At 41.2% G+C, this 19,085-nt stretch carries 19 protein-coding genes and 1 riboswitch; of the genes, 12 read left to right on the top strand and 7 right to left on the bottom strand.

Annotated features, from left to right (window positions below):
- Position 1 precedes the first annotated feature (1 nt).
- Positions 2–352, bottom strand: coding sequence for a DUF5522 domain-containing protein (locus MTN96_RS15140; protein WP_069438840.1), 351 nt, complete (start codon positions 350–352; stop codon positions 2–4).
- A gap of 43 nt (positions 353–395) precedes the next feature.
- Between MTN96_RS15140 and MTN96_RS15135 the strand changes: the two genes are divergently transcribed.
- Positions 396–722 carry a hypothetical protein gene (locus MTN96_RS15135; RefSeq protein ID WP_069438841.1) on the top strand — a complete coding sequence of 109 codons (327 nt, stop codon included), beginning with the start codon at positions 396–398 and terminating at the stop codon, positions 720–722.
- A 113-nt stretch (positions 723–835) separates the two neighbouring features.
- Here the strand turns inward: MTN96_RS15135 and MTN96_RS15130 are convergent, their stop codons facing one another.
- Positions 836–1,804, bottom strand: coding sequence for a class 1 fructose-bisphosphatase (locus MTN96_RS15130; RefSeq protein WP_008115459.1), 969 nt, complete (start codon positions 1,802–1,804; stop codon positions 836–838).
- A 155-nt stretch (positions 1,805–1,959) separates the two neighbouring features.
- Between MTN96_RS15130 and MTN96_RS15125 the strand changes: the two genes are divergently transcribed.
- The gene (locus MTN96_RS15125; protein WP_248532122.1) at positions 1,960–4,389 is read left to right on the top strand and encodes a zinc-dependent metalloprotease; all 2,430 of its coding nucleotides are present in this window, start codon (positions 1,960–1,962) and stop codon (positions 4,387–4,389) included.
- Between the two features lie 139 nt (positions 4,390–4,528).
- A complete protein-coding gene (locus MTN96_RS15120; RefSeq protein ID WP_248532121.1) occupies positions 4,529–5,302 on the top strand; it encodes a YggN family protein in 774 nt (257 codons plus the stop codon).
- 134 nt (positions 5,303–5,436) lie between these two features.
- Here MTN96_RS15120 and rsuA read toward each other — a convergent pair whose 3' ends face one another.
- Positions 5,437–6,135, bottom strand: coding sequence for a 16S rRNA pseudouridine(516) synthase RsuA (gene rsuA, locus MTN96_RS15115; protein ID WP_193050100.1), 699 nt, complete (start codon positions 6,133–6,135; stop codon positions 5,437–5,439).
- Between the two features lie 58 nt (positions 6,136–6,193).
- Here rsuA and zapE point away from each other — a divergent pair, with 58 nt between their 5' ends.
- Positions 6,194–7,303, top strand: a complete 1,110-nt coding sequence (gene zapE / locus MTN96_RS15110; protein ID WP_248532120.1) for a cell division protein ZapE — start codon at positions 6,194–6,196, stop codon at positions 7,301–7,303.
- 72 nt (positions 7,304–7,375) lie between these two features.
- Here zapE and galE read toward each other — a convergent pair whose 3' ends face one another.
- Positions 7,376–8,392 (bottom strand): UDP-glucose 4-epimerase GalE, encoded by a 1,017-nt coding sequence (gene galE, locus MTN96_RS15105; protein WP_248532119.1) that lies wholly within the window; start codon positions 8,390–8,392, stop codon positions 7,376–7,378.
- A gap of 251 nt (positions 8,393–8,643) precedes the next feature.
- Here galE and MTN96_RS15100 point away from each other — a divergent pair, with 251 nt between their 5' ends.
- Positions 8,644–9,129 carry a DUF3016 domain-containing protein gene (locus tag MTN96_RS15100; protein ID WP_069438845.1) on the top strand — a complete coding sequence of 162 codons (486 nt, stop codon included), beginning with the start codon at positions 8,644–8,646 and terminating at the stop codon, positions 9,127–9,129.
- A gap of 53 nt (positions 9,130–9,182) precedes the next feature.
- On the opposite strand, the gene MTN96_RS15095 is transcribed toward MTN96_RS15100, so the two are convergent.
- Positions 9,183–9,473 (bottom strand): hypothetical protein, encoded by a 291-nt coding sequence (locus MTN96_RS15095; RefSeq protein WP_010390514.1) that lies wholly within the window; start codon positions 9,471–9,473, stop codon positions 9,183–9,185.
- A 116-nt stretch (positions 9,474–9,589) separates the two neighbouring features.
- On the opposite strand from MTN96_RS15095, the gene MTN96_RS15090 reads away from it, so the two are divergent.
- Positions 9,590–9,799, top strand: a complete 210-nt coding sequence (locus tag MTN96_RS15090) for a hypothetical protein (protein ID WP_036981174.1) — start codon at positions 9,590–9,592, stop codon at positions 9,797–9,799.
- On the opposite strand, the gene epmB is transcribed toward MTN96_RS15090, so the two are convergent.
- The gene (epmB, locus tag MTN96_RS15085; RefSeq protein WP_069438846.1) at positions 9,796–10,809 is read right to left on the bottom strand and encodes an EF-P beta-lysylation protein EpmB; all 1,014 of its coding nucleotides are present in this window, start codon (positions 10,807–10,809) and stop codon (positions 9,796–9,798) included. The two genes, MTN96_RS15090 and epmB, sit on opposite strands and share 4 nt — an antisense overlap.
- Before the next feature lie 40 nt (positions 10,810–10,849).
- On the opposite strand from epmB, the gene efp reads away from it, so the two are divergent.
- Positions 10,850–11,416, top strand: a complete 567-nt coding sequence (efp, locus tag MTN96_RS15080; RefSeq protein WP_010390517.1) for an elongation factor P — start codon at positions 10,850–10,852, stop codon at positions 11,414–11,416.
- Positions 11,417–11,476: 60 nt separating this feature from the next.
- Positions 11,477–12,451 carry an elongation factor P--(R)-beta-lysine ligase gene (gene epmA, locus MTN96_RS15075; protein WP_248532118.1) on the top strand — a complete coding sequence of 325 codons (975 nt, stop codon included), beginning with the start codon at positions 11,477–11,479 and terminating at the stop codon, positions 12,449–12,451.
- Positions 12,452–12,553: 102 nt separating this feature from the next.
- Here the strand turns inward: epmA and MTN96_RS15070 are convergent, their stop codons facing one another.
- Entirely contained in the window at positions 12,554–14,653 is a 2,100-nt protein-coding gene (locus MTN96_RS15070; RefSeq protein ID WP_248532117.1) for a TonB-dependent receptor, read from the bottom strand.
- Between the two features lie 102 nt (positions 14,654–14,755).
- Here MTN96_RS15070 and MTN96_RS15065 point away from each other — a divergent pair, with 102 nt between their 5' ends.
- The 4 genes from MTN96_RS15065 (at position 14,756) to MTN96_RS15050 (ending at position 19,085) form a co-directional block, all read left to right on the top strand.
- Positions 14,756–15,154: a thioesterase family protein gene (locus MTN96_RS15065; RefSeq protein WP_248532116.1), complete on the top strand. Its 399-nt coding sequence runs from the start codon at positions 14,756–14,758 to the stop codon at positions 15,152–15,154.
- Between the two features lie 126 nt (positions 15,155–15,280).
- Positions 15,281–15,679 (top strand): META domain-containing protein, encoded by a 399-nt coding sequence (locus tag MTN96_RS15060; protein ID WP_282452050.1) that lies wholly within the window; start codon positions 15,281–15,283, stop codon positions 15,677–15,679.
- Positions 15,680–15,779: 100 nt separating this feature from the next.
- A riboswitch (TPP riboswitch) is annotated at positions 15,780–15,886 on the top strand.
- Between the two features lie 141 nt (positions 15,887–16,027).
- Positions 16,028–17,980: a phosphomethylpyrimidine synthase ThiC gene (gene thiC / locus MTN96_RS15055; protein ID WP_248532115.1), complete on the top strand. Its 1,953-nt coding sequence runs from the start codon at positions 16,028–16,030 to the stop codon at positions 17,978–17,980.
- A 103-nt stretch (positions 17,981–18,083) separates the two neighbouring features.
- Complete coding sequence (locus tag MTN96_RS15050; RefSeq protein WP_248532114.1) at positions 18,084–19,085, top strand: FAD-dependent oxidoreductase; 1,002 nt, start codon at positions 18,084–18,086, stop codon at positions 19,083–19,085.

Here is a 19,085-nt window from a genome sequence, read left to right as displayed (position 1 = left end):
TTTAATTATAGGGACAATTTTTACACCCGTTTTTGCAGCAAGTACCCCGTTTTAAAAAATACCACTTACTAAACACCATGTAATTATTCTGCATGGTGTAATCTAACCCTTCAATTAAGTTATCATGGCTTCTAAATTGTTTAGCAAAAGCGATTTGAGCTTTTATTGGCTGAGTATATATAGTTTCTATATAGTAATTAATTTTAGCAAGAGTACATGATCGGCATAAGCAGCTGGTTGCTGTATCATCGAGTGGTAAAATAGCAGGTAACTGATAACACCAACATGCGGTTATATCATTAACATTACAGTTAAGTGTTGTATTACATTGGCTGCAGTTTATCTGGGTCATTTTAGGTCTTATTAACAGTAGAGCAGCAAGAATAACAAACATTATGAATATACAAAAAGCATTGGCTGAATTTATTACATTTGGGGAGCAAAGAGATAACGCCATTAGTGTGATTGTTTCAACCGCAGCAAACAATCAAACCTACCTGTATACACTCACAAAGCCTGTACTAATTAATGTACTTACGCGTTGTTTTAATAAAGAAATTGATATTGACGATTTACAGCTGTGGGCAAATGTCATTGAGTCGCGAGATGACATAAATTGCGCCGAGCATGAAGGCGTTATTTACGCGCTGAGCAACAGCGAGCAAATGGGCGAATTGACTCATCAAAAGCTCGCACAGTTGTTAAAACTATTACAACAGTAGCAGGTGGTTATCAGAAAATATTAAAGGTTTTAAGCAACAGTTTTCAGATGTTAGTAACCACCGCTGGGCTAATCTCTAGCTGACACCTGAAACCTAAAACCTGTTCTTAAAGTTTACTTATGATAGCTCAAGCAAGTTTCTACTTCGTCTTTAGAGCCTAAAATAACCGCAACACGCTGATGGATAGCATCAGGCTGAATATCCATAATACGCTCAGTACCTGTTGAAGCAATACCCCCGGCTTGCTCTACTAGCATTGCCATTGGGTTTGCTTCATAAAGTAAACGCAGCTTATTAGGCTTATTAGGGTCTTTAGTATCAGTTGGGTAAGTAAATAAACCACCACGGCTAAGTACACGGTGTACATCGCCAACCATTGCAGCAATCCAGCGCATATTGAAGTTTTGAGCGCGAGGGCCTGTATCTCCGGCAAGTAAGTCGTTAATGTAGTTTTGCATTGCCGGTTCCCAGTGGCGCTGGTTAGAGGCGTTAATTGCAAATTCATTGGTTTTAGCAGGAATAGCGGCAAAATCTTGGGTAAGTAAAAAGCTACCTTGGGTTTTATCTAAGGTAAACATGCGTGTACCTTTACCCGTTGTTAGCGCAAGCATGGTCGATGGCCCATACAGTACATAACCTGCAGCCACTTGTTGATGCCCAGGCTGCATAAAAATCTTTTCATCAGCCGCATCTGAGCCCACAGGCGCTTTCATAATAGAAAAAATAGTACCTACTAGCGAGTTAATATCGGTGTTTGACGAGCCATCAAGTGGGTCAAATGCAACAATGTACTCAGCATCTGGGTTACCGGCAACGGTATAGTCTTCTTCTTCAGAGGCAATCGCTTTAACTGTGCCTGACTCCAGCAATATATCTTTTAATAACTGATTAGACAGTACATCGAGTTTCTTTTGTGTTTCGCCTTGAATGTTTTCATCGAGGGTTGAGCCTAATACGCCCGATAATTCACCTTGACCGACGCGAAATGAAATTTCTTTACATGCCGCTAAAATAGTACGAATTAACGACAAAAGTTCTCTTGAACAGCCATCTTCTAGTAATACTGGTGGGAGTCTACGCATTCTTTTTTCCTGATAACGTGTTAAAACTAATCATAATGTGAGAGAGATTAGTTTAGAGCGCTGAAATTCGTCTTAAATAACTGTATTGTATAAATAACCCCCTTATAATGGGGTACCTACATCGCATTTAAAACGCTAATAACAAAGATAAGATTATGCAAAAAATATCACGATTAAGTTACATACTCTTTACTGTGCTGCTCTGTATGATAACCCAAGCGCACGCAGCAATTAAGTCTATTGACGAATTTACTGAAAAAATGAACCATTTCCCTGGTTATTTTTCTTTCTTTTACGATACACAAAACGGCAATGTGTATTTAAAGGTCGATAAACTTGAACAACAATTTTTATTACAACACAGCTTACCTTATGGCGTTGGGTCTAACGACATAGGTTTAGATAGAGGCCAATTAGGCGGTACTTATTTAGTACAGTTTGAGCGCTTTGGCAACAAGGTGATGTTGCGCGCTGTAAATACTTACTACCGTGCTAACACGAGTAATATAGCAGAGCAGCAAAGCGTTAACGAAGCGTTTGCATCCAGTATTTTGGCGGGTTTTAAAGTTGTCGCGCAAGATGACAATGCTGCATTAATTGATTACACCCCCTATTTACTAAGCGATGTACATGGCGTAAGCCGTACTTTAGCTGCGCGCAAGCAAGGGCAGTTTAGCCTTGATGAGTCGCGCAGTGCGGTATTTATGAATCGCTCAAAAGCATTTGTAAAAAATACCGAACTTGAAGCCATTCTCACCTTTAAAGGGTCTAAACCAGGTGAATATGTGCGCCAAGTGAGTGCTGACCCTTACGCTTTGAGTGTGCATATGCACCATTCACTTATTCAATTGCCTGATGATAATTACACACCTCGTAAATTTAGCCCGCAATCGGGTTATTGGAGTGTGGAGCATAAAAATTATGCAGCAGGGCTCGATGAGTCTATGTATGTGCGTTACATTCCGCGCCATCGTTTAGCAAAAAAAGATCCAAGCCTAGCAGTTAGTGAGCCAGTAGAGCCTATTGTTTATTACTTAGATCCTGGGGTACCTGAACCAGTAAAAACGGCTTTATTAGATGGCGGGCAATGGTGGAATGACGCTTTTAATGCTGCAGGCTATAAAAATGCCTTTAAAGTTAAAGTGCTACCAGATAATGCTGATCCTATGGATGTGCGCTACAACGTTATTCAATGGGTGCATCGCGCAACTCGTGGTTGGTCTTATGGCAGTTCAATTATAGACCCACGTACAGGTGAAATTATTAAAGGCCATGTGACACTAGGATCGCTACGAGTACGCCAAGATATTTTAATAGCTGAATCACTGGCGGCGCCTTATTTAAAAGGCAATGAAGTAGCAAGCACTTTACATGCAATGGCACTTGATCGTATTCGTCAACTCAGTGCTCACGAAATTGGTCATACACTGGGTATTGCGCACAACTTTGCTGCGTCAGTAAATAATCGTGCTTCGGTGATGGACTATCCGCATCCGTTGTTAAGTTTTGCTGATAATGGTCAGTTAGATGTATCTGATGGTTATGCTAAAGGTATGGGCGCATGGGATAAGCAAGTGATCAAATATGGCTACAGCGACTTTACCGGACAAGATGAAAGCGCAGCACTCGCTGCTATTTTACAGCAAAATAAAGCGCAAGGTTTGGCGTTTATTTCTGACAGTGATGCCCGTGCCAAAGGTGGGGCACACCCTACAGCGCACCTTTGGGATAACGGTAGTAATCCAAGTGAAGAATTACTTAGAGTGCTTGATGTGCGAAAGCAGGCGCTTGGGCAGTTTGGTATTAATAATATAAAAACTGGGGTTGCGCTATCGCAATTGGAAGAAAAGCTAGTACCGCTTTATTTGTTCCACCGTTATCAAGTTGAAGCGGTTGCTAAGCTTATCGCGGGCGTTGATTATGACTATGAGATACGCAGTGATGCACCCGTTAAAGGCGCCCAAGTTGTAACTAAAGAGGCTCAACAACAAGCGGTTAATGCCATTTTAGCGACCCTAAAAGCAAGCAACTTAACGCTTCCAGAGTCGATACTTTCCTTAATCGTACCTAAAGCGTATGGCGAGTCTAAATCACGAGAAAGTATAGTGGGGCGTACCGGCTTAACCATGGATGCACTTGCATTGCCTGAAGTCGCCGCGCAGCATAGTTTATCGCTATTACTAAATGCTCAACGATTAAACCGATTAGCGCAGCAACAAGCACGTGATAACCGCTTTTATAGCCTAGATGAGTTACTTAAACAGTTAAATAAGCAAGTGTTTAACGTATCAGCGCCTGCCACCATGACAGGAAAAGTAACGCAACGAGTACAGTACCTAACGGCAAAAACCATGGCTGATCTTGTGGCTAACGACGGTTTAAGCCCTGAAGTGCAAGCGCAACTACATTTCTATTTAAGCAAGCTTGCTGATGAGTTTAATCAACACTCTTTACTGAGCCATCCTGAAGTAGGTGACAGCGCATTTAAAGACTATTTAGCGGCGCAAATTAATCAGTTTTTAACAACAGGCCAGTGGCCTGATAACTTTAAAGCGTTACCTATACCACCAGGCTCACCTATTTAATAGTACAAGCCAGAGGATAAAGGCGCTGTGTAAACGTTACGTTTCATGGTGCCTTGTTTTTAGGGTGTTACTTTTGCTTGCATAAAGTTGGTTTTTTGTTAATCTAGCCACCCCCTATTTTAGTCTTTTTGAGGTGTTTATGGCGTTTTTATCTCGTTCGATATTGACGTTATCAATGGCACTTTTAAGCTGCAATGCAATCGCACAAAAACAATGTGATGTTGAACTTCGTCATGGTTTAATTATTACCGATGATGTGATCCGTATTGTTGATAAAGGCCAAACCAGGGTGCAAATTAACAATAATAATCAACTGTTTATTCGAGGCTACTGGGTCGATTTAAGTACCGACGAAAGTAAAGTGCTAGAACAATTTAGCAATGGTATTCGTCAAACGGTGCCAGAGCTGGTCGATTTAGCGACTGATGGCGTAAACCTTGGGCTTAGTGCTATTGAGCATGTTGTTGAGGGCATGTCAGATAAAGAACCCGAAGTGCTAAAAACGCAATTACAATATGTAGAGCGTGCACTTATGGATAAGTTTAAGCGTGGCGACGACTTCTTTTTTATAGCCCCTCAATCGCTTTCCCAAATTGATGATTTTTTTACTAAAGAAATTAGCCAAAAAATACACTCTGCAGTACATGGATCTTTAGGCGCTATTTTAATGTCGCTCGGGGATGCGTTTAAATCTCGAGAAGGCAATATAGAAGACCGCATGAACGACATGGGGCAACGCATGGATATCATCACTAAAGAAATCGATAAGTCGTTGCAGAAAAAAGCCCATCAATTAGAACTTAAAGCCTCTGAATATTGTGAATGCTTAAACTCTTTAGATATTACTGAATCTCGTCTGCAAGCGATTGTACCCGGAATGACAGACTTTGATTTAGTACAAATTAAATCGTAAGATCAGGTGTTAAACGCCAGATTTCAGACAGATATTAAGCAAGATTATTAAAGGCTACGAGCAGCGAGCCTAGAGCGGCAGATGAACAGCCCGAACCTCGTGGCCCGAAGCCATTTCCTAACACCTAAACAGTCTTACAGTTTTATCTCTGCGGCGGTTAGTGGGCGGTATTCACCTGCAGCCAAATCTTCACCTAACTTTATACCCGCAATTTGTTCACGATGTAGTTCAACCACTTTGTTATCTACCGCTGCTAGCATACGTTTTACTTGGTGATACTTCCCCTCAGAAATAGACAAGCGTAAACCGTAACTGCCCAAGCGTTCAGCAATAGCAGGGCGAGTTAAATCTTTTTCATTGTGTAACTGCACACCGTCGCGTAGTTGTTTAAGTGCATCGTCGGTAATCGGTTCTTGGGTTTCGACTAGGTAGGTTTTAAACTTATTCTTTTTCGGCGAGGTAATTTTGTGTGACCAGTCGCCATCATTAGTAATAAGCACTAGGCCAGTGGTGTCTATGTCTAAACGCCCGGCAATGTGAAAGTCGGCCATGTTTGGCTCATCAAGCAAATCAAATACGGTTTTGTGTAACTCATCTGAATTAGCGCACACATAACCTACCGGCTTATTGAGCATAAAGTAGCGTTTACCTAAAAAAACCAATGGCTCGTCATAAAACAGCACGTCATCTTGTTGGCTAACTTGAAAGTCAAATGCCGTGATCACCTCGCCATTAACGCAAGCCACTTGGCTTTTTATTGCTGCGCGGGCTTTTGAGCGTGGTATCTCTGCTAAATGGCTAATAAATTTATCTAAACGGCAAGGAAATTTCATGTTGTTCACATTTTTAGTCGGCTACAATGGCCGCGAGTATAGCGGATAGTGAAATACCATGACAGAGCCCAGCACAGAAATTTTAAGCCTTTACCATAGCAAGGTTTCATCAGGAGAGCTTGATTTCGATGCGGCGCAGCACCTAGCAGTGAGTGCGTTACAGTCTTTAAGTGAGCAATTAAATCAGCCTGCAAGTTGGTGGCAAAAAGCACCTTTAATTAAGGGAATATATTTATATGGCCCGGTTGGTCGGGGTAAATCTATGTTGATGGATTTATTTTATGAAAACTTACCCACAGAGAAAAAGCAGCGCCTGCATTTTCATCATTTTATCGAAAAAGTTCATGCTCAACTAGCCAAGTTACAAGGGGATAAAAATCCGCTACAAATAATAGCTAAACAGTGGGCCAAAGAGATAAAGGTACTGTGCTTTGATGAGTTTTTTGTTAGTGATATTGGTGATGCCATGATTATGGCTCGGTTATTTAACGCTTTGTTTGAACAAGGCGTGGTACTAGTCGCAACCTCTAACGCAAAACCCGAGCAACTTTATTACAACGGTTTGCAACGCGCGCGATTTTTACCAACTATCGATTTAATAAATGCGCATTGTCATGTAATTAACGTAGCGGGGGAGGAAGACCACCGCTTCAGGTACGGTAAAAGCAGTCGTCATTATTTTATTAACTTGCCCGATGCTGAATTTGAGGCTGGGTTTTTATCCGCATACCCTCAAGCAACGCGTGATAATACAATGACTGTGCATGGCCGAGCACTTTCCTATTTATTAAAAACTAACGATGCACTACTGATTGATTTTATGGCACTGTGCTCAGGTCCTCGCAGCGCCAATGACTATATGTTTTTAGCAGAACAGTTTTCGGTAGTATATATCGCGAATGTGCCAATAATGGGCAAAGAAGCAACCGGTAAGATTATTGTGCATGGTATAGAAGATAGCTATCAGCGAGAAAAGCAGAAATTGGATGAGCATACGCTCGATGATGAAGCACGGCGTTTTATTGCATTAGTCGATGAGTTTTACGATTGCCACAAATTACTAGTAATTAATGCCCAAGCCGACATAAACGAGTTATACCAAGGTAAAAAGTTATGTTTTGAATATTCGCGAACCCAGTCACGGATTGTAGAAATGCAAAATTGGTAAGTACAACATTAAAACACCGCATTTAATTTAAATGCGGTGTTTTAATTTTAAGCTGGTAACTTAAAGAAGCCTTTATGACTTATATCCATTTGGATTATTTGATTGCCAGCGCCAAGTATCTTGCATCATGACATCAATACCACGCTCAGCTTGCCAACCTAGTTCACTAAGGGCTTTTTCTGGCGCAGCATAACAGGCTGCAATATCACCTGGGCGACGAGGTGACACCGCATAAGGGATTGCTTGGTCGCTAGCCTTAATAAACGCATTGACCATTTGTAATACTGAATAGCCGTTACCTGTACCAAGGTTATAAACAAACGCACCGGTTTCTGCGGCTATTTTATCAAGTGCTTTTAAATGCCCTAGGGCTAAATCTACAACGTGAATGTAATCACGAACGCCAGTACCATCAACCGTATCATAATCGTCGCCAAATACAGCAAGTTGCTTTAATTTGCCAACCGCAACTTGTGAAATGAAAGGCAATAAATTATTAGGAATACCATTAGGGTCTTCACCAATCAAACCTGACTCATGTGCACCGACAGGATTAAAGTAGCGCAAAATAGCAAACGCGAAGCGCTCATCTGATTTAGCGATATCTTGTAACATCATTTCAACCATTAGTTTAGACGTACCATATGGGTTGGTTGTACCGCCAACGGGGAAGTCTTCGCGTATTGGTAAGCTTGCTGGGTCGCCATATACAGTTGCGGATGAGCTAAATACCAGTTTGAATACACCCGCATCACGCATAGCATCAACGAGTGTTAGTGTACCTTGTACATTATTTTGATAATACTCAATGGGTTTTACGACCGATTCTCCCACGGCTTTTAGCCCAGCAAAATGAATCACACTTTCAATGGTATGCTTGGCAAATACCGAGTCTAAAAAGGGTTTATCTAAAATATCACCTTGATAAAAAGTAATTGCTTTACCGGTTATTTTTTTCACTCTCTCAAGTGACTCTTCAGAGGAGTTACTTAAGTTATCAATCACGATAACGTCGCTGCCTTGCTGTAAAAGTTCTAAAACGGTGTGTGAGCCAATATAGCCTGCGCCACCGGTTACTAAAATTGCCATGAATGCTCCTTGGAAACCTCTGTTCAATTACCCTAATTTCACCATAAATAATGAGTTTTTACATGTATTATTTTGTTTGTTTTGCAATCGTAACATCGCAAGCTGTACTTTTGATTACATTTTGTGCAATTTTAATAACACCTCAGCGTAAAGATTAAGTTATAGTTCATATGTAATTGCTAAAGTGATGTATAGCAATTTGTAAAATATTCAATTGATCACAATGATCAAAATACTCGTTGGAGAAACGTATGAACTTAGTTAAAAAAATAGCAATGTTGATGTGTATTGCGCTACCGAGTGTTGTTTGCGCGGGTGAGGCTCAAGTGAAATGGCATGACTTTAATGATTATCGCGATGTACGCCCATCCAACCAAACTAAAGGCTCATACCATAAGCAAATAGCCAAAAGTATTGATGAACACTTTGCAAAGCTCAGCGAGCAACTTCCTAAAAATTACAGTTTAAAAATTGAAGTAACCGATTTAGATTTAGCCGGAGACGTACGCTATGGCGGTGTTAACGAAATCCGAGTGGTTGAACCTATTCACTTTCCACGCATTGAATTTAATTATGTGCTTAGTGATGAAAGTGGCGTTGTCGCACAAGAAGATAATGTAAGTTTAAAAGATATGGGCTTTATGGATAAAATTAAAATGGGTCGAGACGAAGCATTTTACTATGAAAAACGCTTATTAACAGAGTGGTTTGGTGAACAAATCTTACCGCGAATCTAGCTAATAATGCAAAGCATCTACTTTAGTAGATGCTTTGCAAGTAAGTCGCTCATTCACTTAAAGGTCGCTAACAAGGTTAGTAAATTTTGTAGTTTAATAACCGCTTGTTTTAGTTTTTCTTCATCCAAACCGTCGCTCGATAAGCTTTCTACATCAGCGGCAACGTCTAAAACATAAGGCTTAAAGCGTTTAGCTTCGAAACTAAATCCAGCGTCCTCGGCAAATAAGGCTTTAAATTTTCCGTGACCTTGCTGTTGTAACTCATCGAGTTTTTTGTCAGCGTCAAGTGCCTGACGGTAAACAATTTTTAAGTTGGCGTTGAGTTGTTCAATTATAGAATCCATGGTTTTCCTAAAGCTTAGTGCAATGTTGCCGATAAATACTTAAGTGGGTTGGTAAAGTAATTTACCAATTCAGCAACTATAATACGTGTATTACAGTTAAAAGTCAGGTGTGAGTTATGAATATATCAGGTGGAAATCTACCTACAATGCCTGGTGCAGGCCAAGGCGCAGAAGTATTAACTGCTGCTTTATCTAAAAAGCAACAGCAAGCTGATGGTGCTGCTGCACTGGCACTTATTGAAGGCGCTACACAATCTTCAAGTGCGCAAACACCGGCTAAGTCGGTCACTGCAACACTTGGGAATAATATAAACGTTTATGTTTAAACTAATTTGAGGTCGATAGGGGTTTTACTTTTTTGACCTCCTATTTCCCGAACTAGTTTAGGCACCAAAAATCCAGGCAGGGCTTTTAGTAGCTCGGCCTGAATTTTTATTGCTTGTTGTTCATCAATATCAAAATGACTTGCGCCCTCTACTTTATCTAGTAAGTGTAAGTAATAAGGCAATACATTTGCATCAAACAACGCTTCACTTAAGTTTATTTGCGCATCAACTGTATCGTTCACATCTTTTAAAATAACCGCCTGGTTTAACAGTAGCACATCTGCTTTTTTGAGCATGTTCATGGCATTTTTAAAGTCATTATCTATTTCGTTTGCATGGTTAATATGATTAACGAATATAATTTTTAATGGTGACTTTGCTAATCTTTCACATAATTGCTCAGTGATACGTGCAGGAATAACCACAGGCAAGCGGCTGTGTATGCGCATGCGTTTAATTTGTGGTATTTGCTCAAGCTCATCTAAAAACCAGCTAATAGCATCGTCTTTGGCCATTAGTGGATCGCCACCACTTAAAATCACTTCGTTAATATTTTTATCCGATTTTATATAGCTTAATGCATCAATAAGGCTACGTTTATTCAGTTGGTTTTCTTGATAAGGAAAGTGGCGTCTAAAGCAGTAGCGGCAATTTACTGCACAACCGGTTTTAAACATGACTAAAACACGCGATTTATATTTATGTAACAGACCCGGTTGATTGTTATCTTGCTCAAGTAACGGGTCTTTATTAAACCCCGACTTAGTTAAAAATTCTTGATGGCGGGGCATAACTTGCAGCAATAAAGGGTCATTTTCATCGCCGTGACGAATTTTTTTTATAAAAGGCAATGGCACACGAACAGGGAACAAGCTACGAGCTTTTATGTCGTTTTCATGGACTTGGCTCGATAAACCAACCATTTCTAGCAACACTTTTGGGCAGGTAACTACATTTGCTAATTCTTTTTGCCAGTTTTTATGCAAATTTGCTTCATTTCTTTGTATCATTGGCACGTAGATTACTCGAAAAATATAAATAGAGGAAACGATGGCGAATTATAGCACCAACGAGTTCAAGGGCGGCCTAAAAATTATGATGGACGGCGAACCTTGCAGTATCTTAGAAAATGAAATGGTAAAACCGGGTAAAGGCCAAGCGTTTAACCGTGTTCGTATCCGTAAGCTTATCTCTGGCAAGGTACTTGAAAAAACCTTTAAATCGGGTGAATCGGTTGAAGGTGCTGATGTAATGGATACCGATTTAGCGTACCTATACACAGACGGTGAATTTTGGCATTTCATGAACAACGAAACATTTGAACAAATCGCTGCTGACGAAAAAGCACTGGGCGATGCTGGCAAATGGTTAGTTGAAAACGATGTTTGTACTATTACATTATGGAACGGCAGCCCAATTGCAGTAACTCCACCAAACTTTGTTGAGCTTGAGATCACTGAAACCGACCCTGGCCTTAAAGGTGATACAGCAGGCACGGGTGGTAAACCAGCAACGCTTAGCACAGGTGCTGTAGTACGTGTTCCATTATTCGTACAAATTGGCGAAGTAATTAAAGTAGACACTCGTAATGGTGAATACGTGAGCCGTGTTAAGTAAGCAGTAACACGCCTTATTAATTAAATCCCGGCTTAAGCTGGGATTTTTTTTGGAGAAAATATGTCAGCAGATCTTTGGGCGCCGAGTGCCAGTATAGAAATACTTAAGCAACGCGCAACAATTATGCGCAGCATTCGAGAATTCTTTTATGAGCGTAATGTAATGGAAGTCGAAACACCGAGTTTAAGTGGTGCCAGTGTAACCGATGTACATTTAGCCAGCTTTAATACTACATTTGTAGGCCCAGGTCACGCTGGTGGGCTTCCCCTGTTTTTGCAAACATCTCCAGAGTTTGCGATGAAACGCTTGTTAGCGGCCGGCTCAGGCGCTATTTTCCAGCTTTGTAAGGCATTTAGAAATGAAGAAGCGGGTAGTCATCATAATCCTGAATTTACTATGCTTGAATGGTATCGTCCTGGGTTTGACGAATTTGCTTTAATGGACGAAATTGATGAGCTAATGCAGCTCATTCTTGAGGTTGCGCCTGCAGAGCGCGTTACCTACCAAAAGGCATTTGAACGCGCTTTAGGGGTCGATCCATTAACTGTATCTATCACGAAGTTACAACAACTCGCATGCGAACATGGCTTTGCTGATATTGCTAAAAACGAGACTCATAAAGATACCTTGCTGCAATTATTATTTTGTATGAAAGTAGAGCCAACAATAGGGCAAGATAAGCCATGTTTTGTGTATCACTTTCCGGCATCACAAGCGGCACTAGCACAAATTTGTGAACACGATCAGCGAGTAGCAGGGCGCTTTGAGCTTTATTATAAAAATATGGAACTGGCTAACGGCTTTAATGAACTCACTAATGCTAAAGAGCAAGAAAAAAGGTTTAACGAAGACAACGCCTACCGTGCTGCTAACGGCTTAAAACAAGTACCTATGGATACGCGTTTAATTGCCGCATTAGAGCATGGTTTAGAGCAATGTGCAGGGGTTGCATTAGGGATTGATAGACTCGTGATGCTAGCAACCAATAAACAAAAAATAAAAGAAGTGATTGCGTTTGATGTGGCCAGAGCTTAAAGCAGCTAATAGCTTTAAGCGGTCAGCTATCAGATAAAAAAACACCGCGTTTGCATTAAACGCGGTGTTTTCTATTCTCGATCTGACAACTGGTTCGCTGTATTACAGATTAAGCGTAAACGTAACGCCGGCCACACGTGGCTCACCTAGTTGAATGTAAGTTTGACTTGTATAACCATCTAACGGGTTGTTACCAAATTCAAAACCGCGAGTTGGAACGGTTTCATCAAACACATTACGTGCCCATGCACGAACAGCCCAGTTTTCTGCTTCGTAGCCAAGGCTTACATTCACTAAGTTTGTGTTTGGAGCTTTTGCATTATGGCTGTCTGAGAAGTAATAATCATCTTTACCTTCAACACCTAACATAGCATATAGCTCATCAGTAACATTGTAGCGTGCACTAAATGCGTATTGATATTTAGGCGCTTGTGCTTGCTCACGGCCATCTTGGTTTAAGCCTGATTTAGTGACAAAGTCGTTTATTTTCGTATCTAAATAGCCAGCACTACCACTAATGAGTAAATTATCAGTAAGTAAGTAGCTACCTTCAATTTCAAGACCGTAGTTGCTACCAGAGCTGGCATTGGCAACATAACCGGTAAATTGTTGATCTGATACTTGCCACGACTTTAATTGAATATTATCGCGGTGCATATAAAAAGCAGCTAAACGCAGAGTAAACTTGTCATCTAGCGATGAACCTTTAACACCAAACTCACCACTCCATAAGTACTCTGGATCAAAGCTGGTATGCTGTTTGAAAAAATCAGCATCTAAGCTTAAACCTTCATCTTTTGCTTTTGCTAGCGCTTCTGAATTAATACCACCGGCTTTATAACCACGAGTAATACTTGCGTAGATCATAGTGCGATCAATTACTTGGTATTCAAGTGCAACCTTACCACCAACCATTACGTCATCAGTTTCTTCAATAAAGCCGTTACTATCGGTGTAATCACCTTGATATTGCTCAACTCGTAAACCAGTAATAAGCGTAGTTTTTGGGCCTATTGCTGTGGCTAATTGGCCATAAGCTGCAATGTTATTAGTTTCATAGGTTGAAGAAAACGGATTGGCTAACCATGTATATTGACGCTCAAGGTCAACATCACGGTTTTGATAGTAAATACCCGCAACCCAGTTACCTGCTTTACCATTAAACTGCAGATCGAGCGCTTGATCATCACGATCGCGGCTATAAATATCTGTTGAGCTATAACCATCAGGATGTAACCCGGCGGCACATAATTGCGGCTTACTTGTATCGTTACACACCCAGTCTTCATCAAAACTATAAAAAAGCTCAGTATCAATGGCTGAAAGGTTTAAGCTCACATCAAAGGCATCAAAACCAGTGTAAGTATTATTCAGGCCAACAGCATAACTTTGTTGGTTATCTTCGCCTGGTTGATCAGCAAGACTGTTACGAGAATTATCAAGAGTAAATGCATCGTAGCCGTTATTAATATCGATATAGTGCAGGTTTAGCTCTGAATTTAAATGAACTGTGAGTTGGCTGTTTAATTTAAAGCGTGCAACTTGCTCATCTTGATCTTGAGTGGGTTTATCTAAATAAAGGTTGTCTACGTAGCCGTCAGACTTTCTGCGAAAGTAGCTAACGCGGGCACTGGTGTTATCTGTTAAACCTGTACTAGCAGCAAGGCCTGCTTCGTGGCTGTTATAAGTGCCGGCACCTAAATGTAACTTTAAGCTAGGATCGCTGGTTGCACTAGCTGATTGCATTTGGATCATGCCCGCCATGCCATCTGCACCAAAACGTGTACCTTGAGGACCGCGGTAAATTTCTACTTGGTCAATATCAAACAATAATGAACTGCCACCTAAGCCCGAATAATTAATACCGTCAATTACTAAGCCCACAGATGGGTTTATCGGGTCAACAAACTGCGAGCGTAAACCTACACCGCGAATTTGAATATAACGTCCGCGAGACGCACCAGCAGCAAAATTTACATTGGCAGCACTGGCTAACATTTCGTCTAAATACGTTGCACCACGTTGATTCATTTCATTTTCAGAAAATAAGCTGGCACTGGCGCTTAATGTTTGAATGCTTTCTTGCTGAAAGTCACCGGTAACAATGATTTTCTCTAGTTCGGTGTCATCTGCGTTAGCATAGATAGGTGCTGCGAACAGGGGTAATAACGTGGCTGTAATTAAAGACAAACGTAAGTTCATTAGGTTACTTAACTCCATTTTAGGGACTTGTATGGTAGCAATTATTTCAACACTTGTGCTATAAACGCGGCAATTATACGTTAAATAATTGGGATTACTAATATGACCTTTAAAGTAGACTTTAAAGTGCGTGACTACGAGTGTGACCTACAAGGTATTGTAAATAATAGTGTTTATTTTAATTATCTGGAGCACGCTCGTCATGAGTTTTTATACGCACAGGGTGTTGATTTTGCACAACTTGCCAAAGATAAAATTAACTTAGTGGTACTTCGCAGTGAAATGGATTACAAGCAGTCTTTAAAGCCAGCGGATGAATTTTATGTAGCAGTAGAGCCTGTACGCATTAGTCGCCTTAAATTTGCGTTTAAACAAACGGTAGTTCGCAAATTAGACGAAAAAGTGATGCTCAATGCCTTAATAATAGGTACGTCGGTTAACGAGAAAGGTCGTCCATTTTTACCACCACAGATAGATAACTTATTCCAAGCAATTGCTTAATTCCAAATAGCACTGCTTTTAAACTAGCTTAGAACAAAAATTTACATTTAAAACATGCATTTTTAACGGATAAATCTGACAAATATTGATACTATTACACTAATTAGACAATAAGTTAGTAGTAACATGAAATTAGCAACAATACCGATGCTTGTAATCGGTTTATGTGTTGGTTGCGCATCAACAGGGACAGTTACCACTGAGCAGCTAAAATATACACAATGGCAATTATCAAAGGTTGATGGTTTGGCCATTCCCGCATCTTTTAAAGCATCAATGAGCTTTATAGAAGCGCTACAAATAAATGGCTTTGCCGGATGCAATAAGTTTTTTGGTGAAGGTTCGCTTGAAGATAGCAGCTTGAGCGTAAGTAAATTAGGAATGACACGCAAATCATGCGGCCCTGAACTCGATGAGTTTGAACAGCAGTTTTTACAAGCGCTTAAGCAAGGTGCCGAGCTTAACCTGCAAGACCAAAAATTGGTGATGCAAGGCGAGCAAAAATTTGTGTTTATCCCTAAGTAAATTTTACACATTTTGAAAAACAGCCCCTTGCGGGGAGTTTTCAACTGGCGTACACTCATAGCAGATTTGATTAAAACATTATCAAATCAACGAACAATTTAACTACTTGTCGGAGTGCCTAAGTTTTATTTAGGCTGAGATCGCGAAAGCGGGATCCGTGAACCTGATCAGGTTAATACCTGCGTAGGGAACAAGCTGCCTAAACGGGACGCTTGTGCGTCTTTTTTATGCGTACAACAACATCAAACCCGTCAATTTAGGCTGCAAAGTGGCATAAAGCTACTTTACGATCTTTCTCTATTCCATCGGAATATCTGGCAAGACAACCCTTAAGCAATGAGGTAAGTCATGTCAAACACTACAAACAAATCATCGCGCCGCGAAACCCGTGCTGCTGCATCTGACTATATTTATAACCTAACGGGTCAACCATTCCCAAACTCTCATAAAGTGTATGTTGAAGGAACCCAGCAAGGCGTGCGTGTGGGTATGCGCGAAATAACATTAAGCGATACTTTTATTGGTGGTGATGAACAAAATCCAGTGTATGAGCCAAATGCACCACTGCGTGTTTACGATACATCAGGCCCGTATACCGGCCCTGAATTTAAATTGGATGTGCGCAAGGGACTTAATAAATACCGTGAACAATGGATTGAGAGCCGTAATGATACCGAAGTACTTGAGTCAGTTACCTCACAGTTTGCGCAGCAGCGTATGGCTGACGATGGGCTTGATCATATTCGCTTTGAGCATTTACCAAAAATTCGCCGTGCAAAAGCGGGTAAAAACGTAACGCAAATGCACTATGCCCGCCAAGGAATTATTACGCCTGAAATGGAGTATGTTGCTATACGTGAAAACATGGGGCGCGCACAAATACGCAAAGAGCTTCTCGCGGCACAACATAAAGGGGAGTCGTTTGGAGCGAGTATCCCTGAGTTTATTACTCCTGAATTTGTGCGTGCTGAAATAGCGCGTGGTCGCGCTATTTTACCTAACAACATTAATCATCCAGAAACCGAACCTATGATTGTTGGTCGCAACTTTTTAGTTAAAGTAAATGCCAATATTGGTAATTCATCAGTCGGTTCATCTATCGAAGAAGAAGTTGAAAAAATGGTGTGGTCAACCCGTTGGGGCGCCGACACCGTAATGGATTTATCAACTGGACGTTACATTCACGAAACCCGTGAATGGCTAGTGCGTAATTCGCCAGTCCCTATTGGTACTGTACCCATTTATCAGGCCCTTGAAAAAGTAAACGGTGTAGCGGAAGACCTAACCTGGGAAATATTCCGCGATACCTTAATTGAACAAGCAGAGCAGGGAGTTGACTACTTTACTATTCATGCCGGCGTGCTTTTGCGCTATGTCCCTATGACAGCAAAACGCGTAACCGGTATTGTGTCGCGCGGTGGCTCAATTATGGCCAAATGGTGTTTAGCGCACCATAAAGAGAACTTTTTATACACGCACTTTGAAGATATTTGTGAAATTTTAAAACAATACGATGTGTGTTTTTCACTAGGCGATGGCCTTCGCCCGGGCTCTATTGCCGATGCCAACGATGAAGCGCAATTTAGTGAGCTTCGTACCTTAGGCGAACTGACTAAAATAGCTTGGAAGCATGATGTACAAGTGTTCATAGAAGGCCCTGGGCATGTGCCTATGCATATGATCAAAGCCAATATGGAAGAGCAACTTAAACATTGTGATGAAGCACCGTTTTATACCTTAGGCCCACTCACCACCGATATTGCCCCAGGGTACGACCATATAACCTCAGGGATTGGGGCTGCGCAAATAGCTTGGTATGGCTGTGCCATGCTGTGTTATGTAACACCGAAAGAACATTTAGGTTTGCCAAATAAAGAAGACGTTAAAGAAGGCCTTATCACCTACAAAATTGCCGCTCATGCCGCCGATTTAGCCAAGGGTCACCCCGGGGCACAAGAGCGAGACAATGCTTTATCAAAAGCACGCTTTGAATTTAGATGGCACGACCAATTCAACATTGGTTTAGACCCTGTTCGCGCTCGTGAATATCATGATGAAACACTGCCGCAAGAATCAGGAAAAGTAGCCCACTTTTGCTCCATGTGTGGTCCTAAATTTTGTTCGATGAAAATAACCCAAGAAGTACGTGACTACGCCAAAGATCTAGAAGCGCGCGGTATTGATCCTAATAACGTAGGTGATGCCATTGAAATCAAAATGGTTGATGTAGAAGCCGAGATGAAAGCCAAATCTGAAGAGTTTAAGCAAACAGGCTCAGAGATTTACCATAAAGCAATATAAAATAGGTTGCGAGTTGCGAGAATCGAGTAGCGAAATGTTTATCTTAACATCTTGTTGCTCGAAGCCGGAGATCCGCAGCGCGCAGCTAAATGTAGGAGTGTTTATGTTTTATGACATTGCTGTGGTGGGCTTTGGTTTAGCAGGGCGGTTGGCGGCGCTTGAATTAAGTAAGCAGCACCGTATTACTGTATTTGAAGCTGATGATGAGCATACCCAAAATAGTGCGGGTAAAGTGGCGGCGGCTATGCTGGCACCGCTAGCTGAATCGGTTATGTGTGAACATGATTTAGCGCTATTGGGAGTAGATTCTATTGCTCGCTGGCCTGCTATTTTAGATGAGTTAAACAGTGAGGTGTTCTTTCAACAGCAGGGCACCTTGGTGGTTGCTCATACGCAAGATAAAGCCGACTTACAAAGTTTTGCACAGCGAATAAAGCCGTTACTAAATTTTAGTGCCAAAGCGGTTAATGCGCAGCAAATAGCGGATTTAGAACCTGAGCTTACAGGGCGTTTTAATCAAGGACTATTTTTACCCGGTGAAGGACAAATTGATAATCAGGCTTTTTATAAAGCCAGTTTTAAAACCCTCAATAAACGTAAAGTAAAGTTTGTATTTAATCAACGCGTCAGTATTTTTGATAATAAAGTGAATAATCGAGAGTTTGATTACATTATTGATTGCAGAGGGCTTGGAGCCAAGCAAGAACAGCCACTTCGAGGTGTGCGCGGGGAAGTGGCAAGGTTATACGCCCCTGAAGTTAACTTAACGCGGCCTGTGCGGTTAATGCATCCGCGTTACCCTATTTATATTGCACCTAAACCTAATCATGAATATGTCATAGGGGCAACGGAGATCGAATCGCAAGATACAGGTCCTGCAACTGTGCGCTCAACCCTTGAACTATTATCGGCGGCCTACACTGTTCACAGTGGCTTTGCCGAAGCGCGATTATTAAATATTCAAACAGGCTTACGCCCAGCGTTTAGCGATAATCGCCCACAGGTAAAAAAAACGAGCAAGGTTATCAGTATCAATGGCTTGTATCGCCACGGTTATATGTTGGCCCCCGCGCTTGTGGCACAAGCATTATTGCAAATAGAGTGA

This window comes from Pseudoalteromonas sp. 2CM28B (assembly GCF_023161935.1).
The sequence above is the reverse complement of the archived record's forward strand: the minus strand, read 5'-3'. Positions and strand labels throughout refer to the sequence as shown.

What these genes read in the sequence shown, in the direction of transcription:
- thiC (WP_248532115.1), top strand. Translation starts at nt 16,028, where the DNA reads ATGTCAAACACTACAAACAAATCATCGCGCCGCGAAACCCGTGCTGCT.
- zapE (WP_248532120.1), top strand. Translation starts at nt 6,194, where the DNA reads ATGACAGAGCCCAGCACAGAAATTTTAAGCCTTTACCATAGCAAGGTT.
- MTN96_RS15060 (WP_282452050.1), top strand. Translation starts at nt 15,281, where the DNA reads ATGAAATTAGCAACAATACCGATGCTTGTAATCGGTTTATGTGTTGGT.
- MTN96_RS15090 (WP_036981174.1), top strand. Translation starts at nt 9,590, where the DNA reads ATGAATATATCAGGTGGAAATCTACCTACAATGCCTGGTGCAGGCCAA.
- MTN96_RS15125 (WP_248532122.1), top strand. Translation starts at nt 1,960, where the DNA reads ATGCAAAAAATATCACGATTAAGTTACATACTCTTTACTGTGCTGCTC.
- MTN96_RS15100 (WP_069438845.1), top strand. Translation starts at nt 8,644, where the DNA reads ATGAACTTAGTTAAAAAAATAGCAATGTTGATGTGTATTGCGCTACCG.
- MTN96_RS15135 (WP_069438841.1), top strand. Translation starts at nt 396, where the DNA reads ATGAATATACAAAAAGCATTGGCTGAATTTATTACATTTGGGGAGCAA.
- epmA (WP_248532118.1), top strand. Translation starts at nt 11,477, where the DNA reads ATGTCAGCAGATCTTTGGGCGCCGAGTGCCAGTATAGAAATACTTAAG.
- MTN96_RS15140 (WP_069438840.1), bottom strand. Translation starts at nt 352, where the DNA reads ATGACCCAGATAAACTGCAGCCAATGTAATACAACACTTAACTGTAAT.
- efp (WP_010390517.1), top strand. Translation starts at nt 10,850, where the DNA reads ATGGCGAATTATAGCACCAACGAGTTCAAGGGCGGCCTAAAAATTATG.
- MTN96_RS15065 (WP_248532116.1), top strand. Translation starts at nt 14,756, where the DNA reads ATGACCTTTAAAGTAGACTTTAAAGTGCGTGACTACGAGTGTGACCTA.
- MTN96_RS15130 (WP_008115459.1), bottom strand. Translation starts at nt 1,804, where the DNA reads ATGCGTAGACTCCCACCAGTATTACTAGAAGATGGCTGTTCAAGAGAA.
- rsuA (WP_193050100.1), bottom strand. Translation starts at nt 6,135, where the DNA reads ATGAAATTTCCTTGCCGTTTAGATAAATTTATTAGCCATTTAGCAGAG.
- epmB (WP_069438846.1), bottom strand. Translation starts at nt 10,809, where the DNA reads ATGATACAAAGAAATGAAGCAAATTTGCATAAAAACTGGCAAAAAGAA.
- MTN96_RS15095 (WP_010390514.1), bottom strand. Translation starts at nt 9,473, where the DNA reads ATGGATTCTATAATTGAACAACTCAACGCCAACTTAAAAATTGTTTAC.
- MTN96_RS15050 (WP_248532114.1), top strand. Translation starts at nt 18,084, where the DNA reads ATGTTTTATGACATTGCTGTGGTGGGCTTTGGTTTAGCAGGGCGGTTG.
- galE (WP_248532119.1), bottom strand. Translation starts at nt 8,392, where the DNA reads ATGGCAATTTTAGTAACCGGTGGCGCAGGCTATATTGGCTCACACACC.
- MTN96_RS15120 (WP_248532121.1), top strand. Translation starts at nt 4,529, where the DNA reads ATGGCGTTTTTATCTCGTTCGATATTGACGTTATCAATGGCACTTTTA.
- MTN96_RS15070 (WP_248532117.1), bottom strand. Translation starts at nt 14,653, where the DNA reads ATGAACTTACGTTTGTCTTTAATTACAGCCACGTTATTACCCCTGTTC.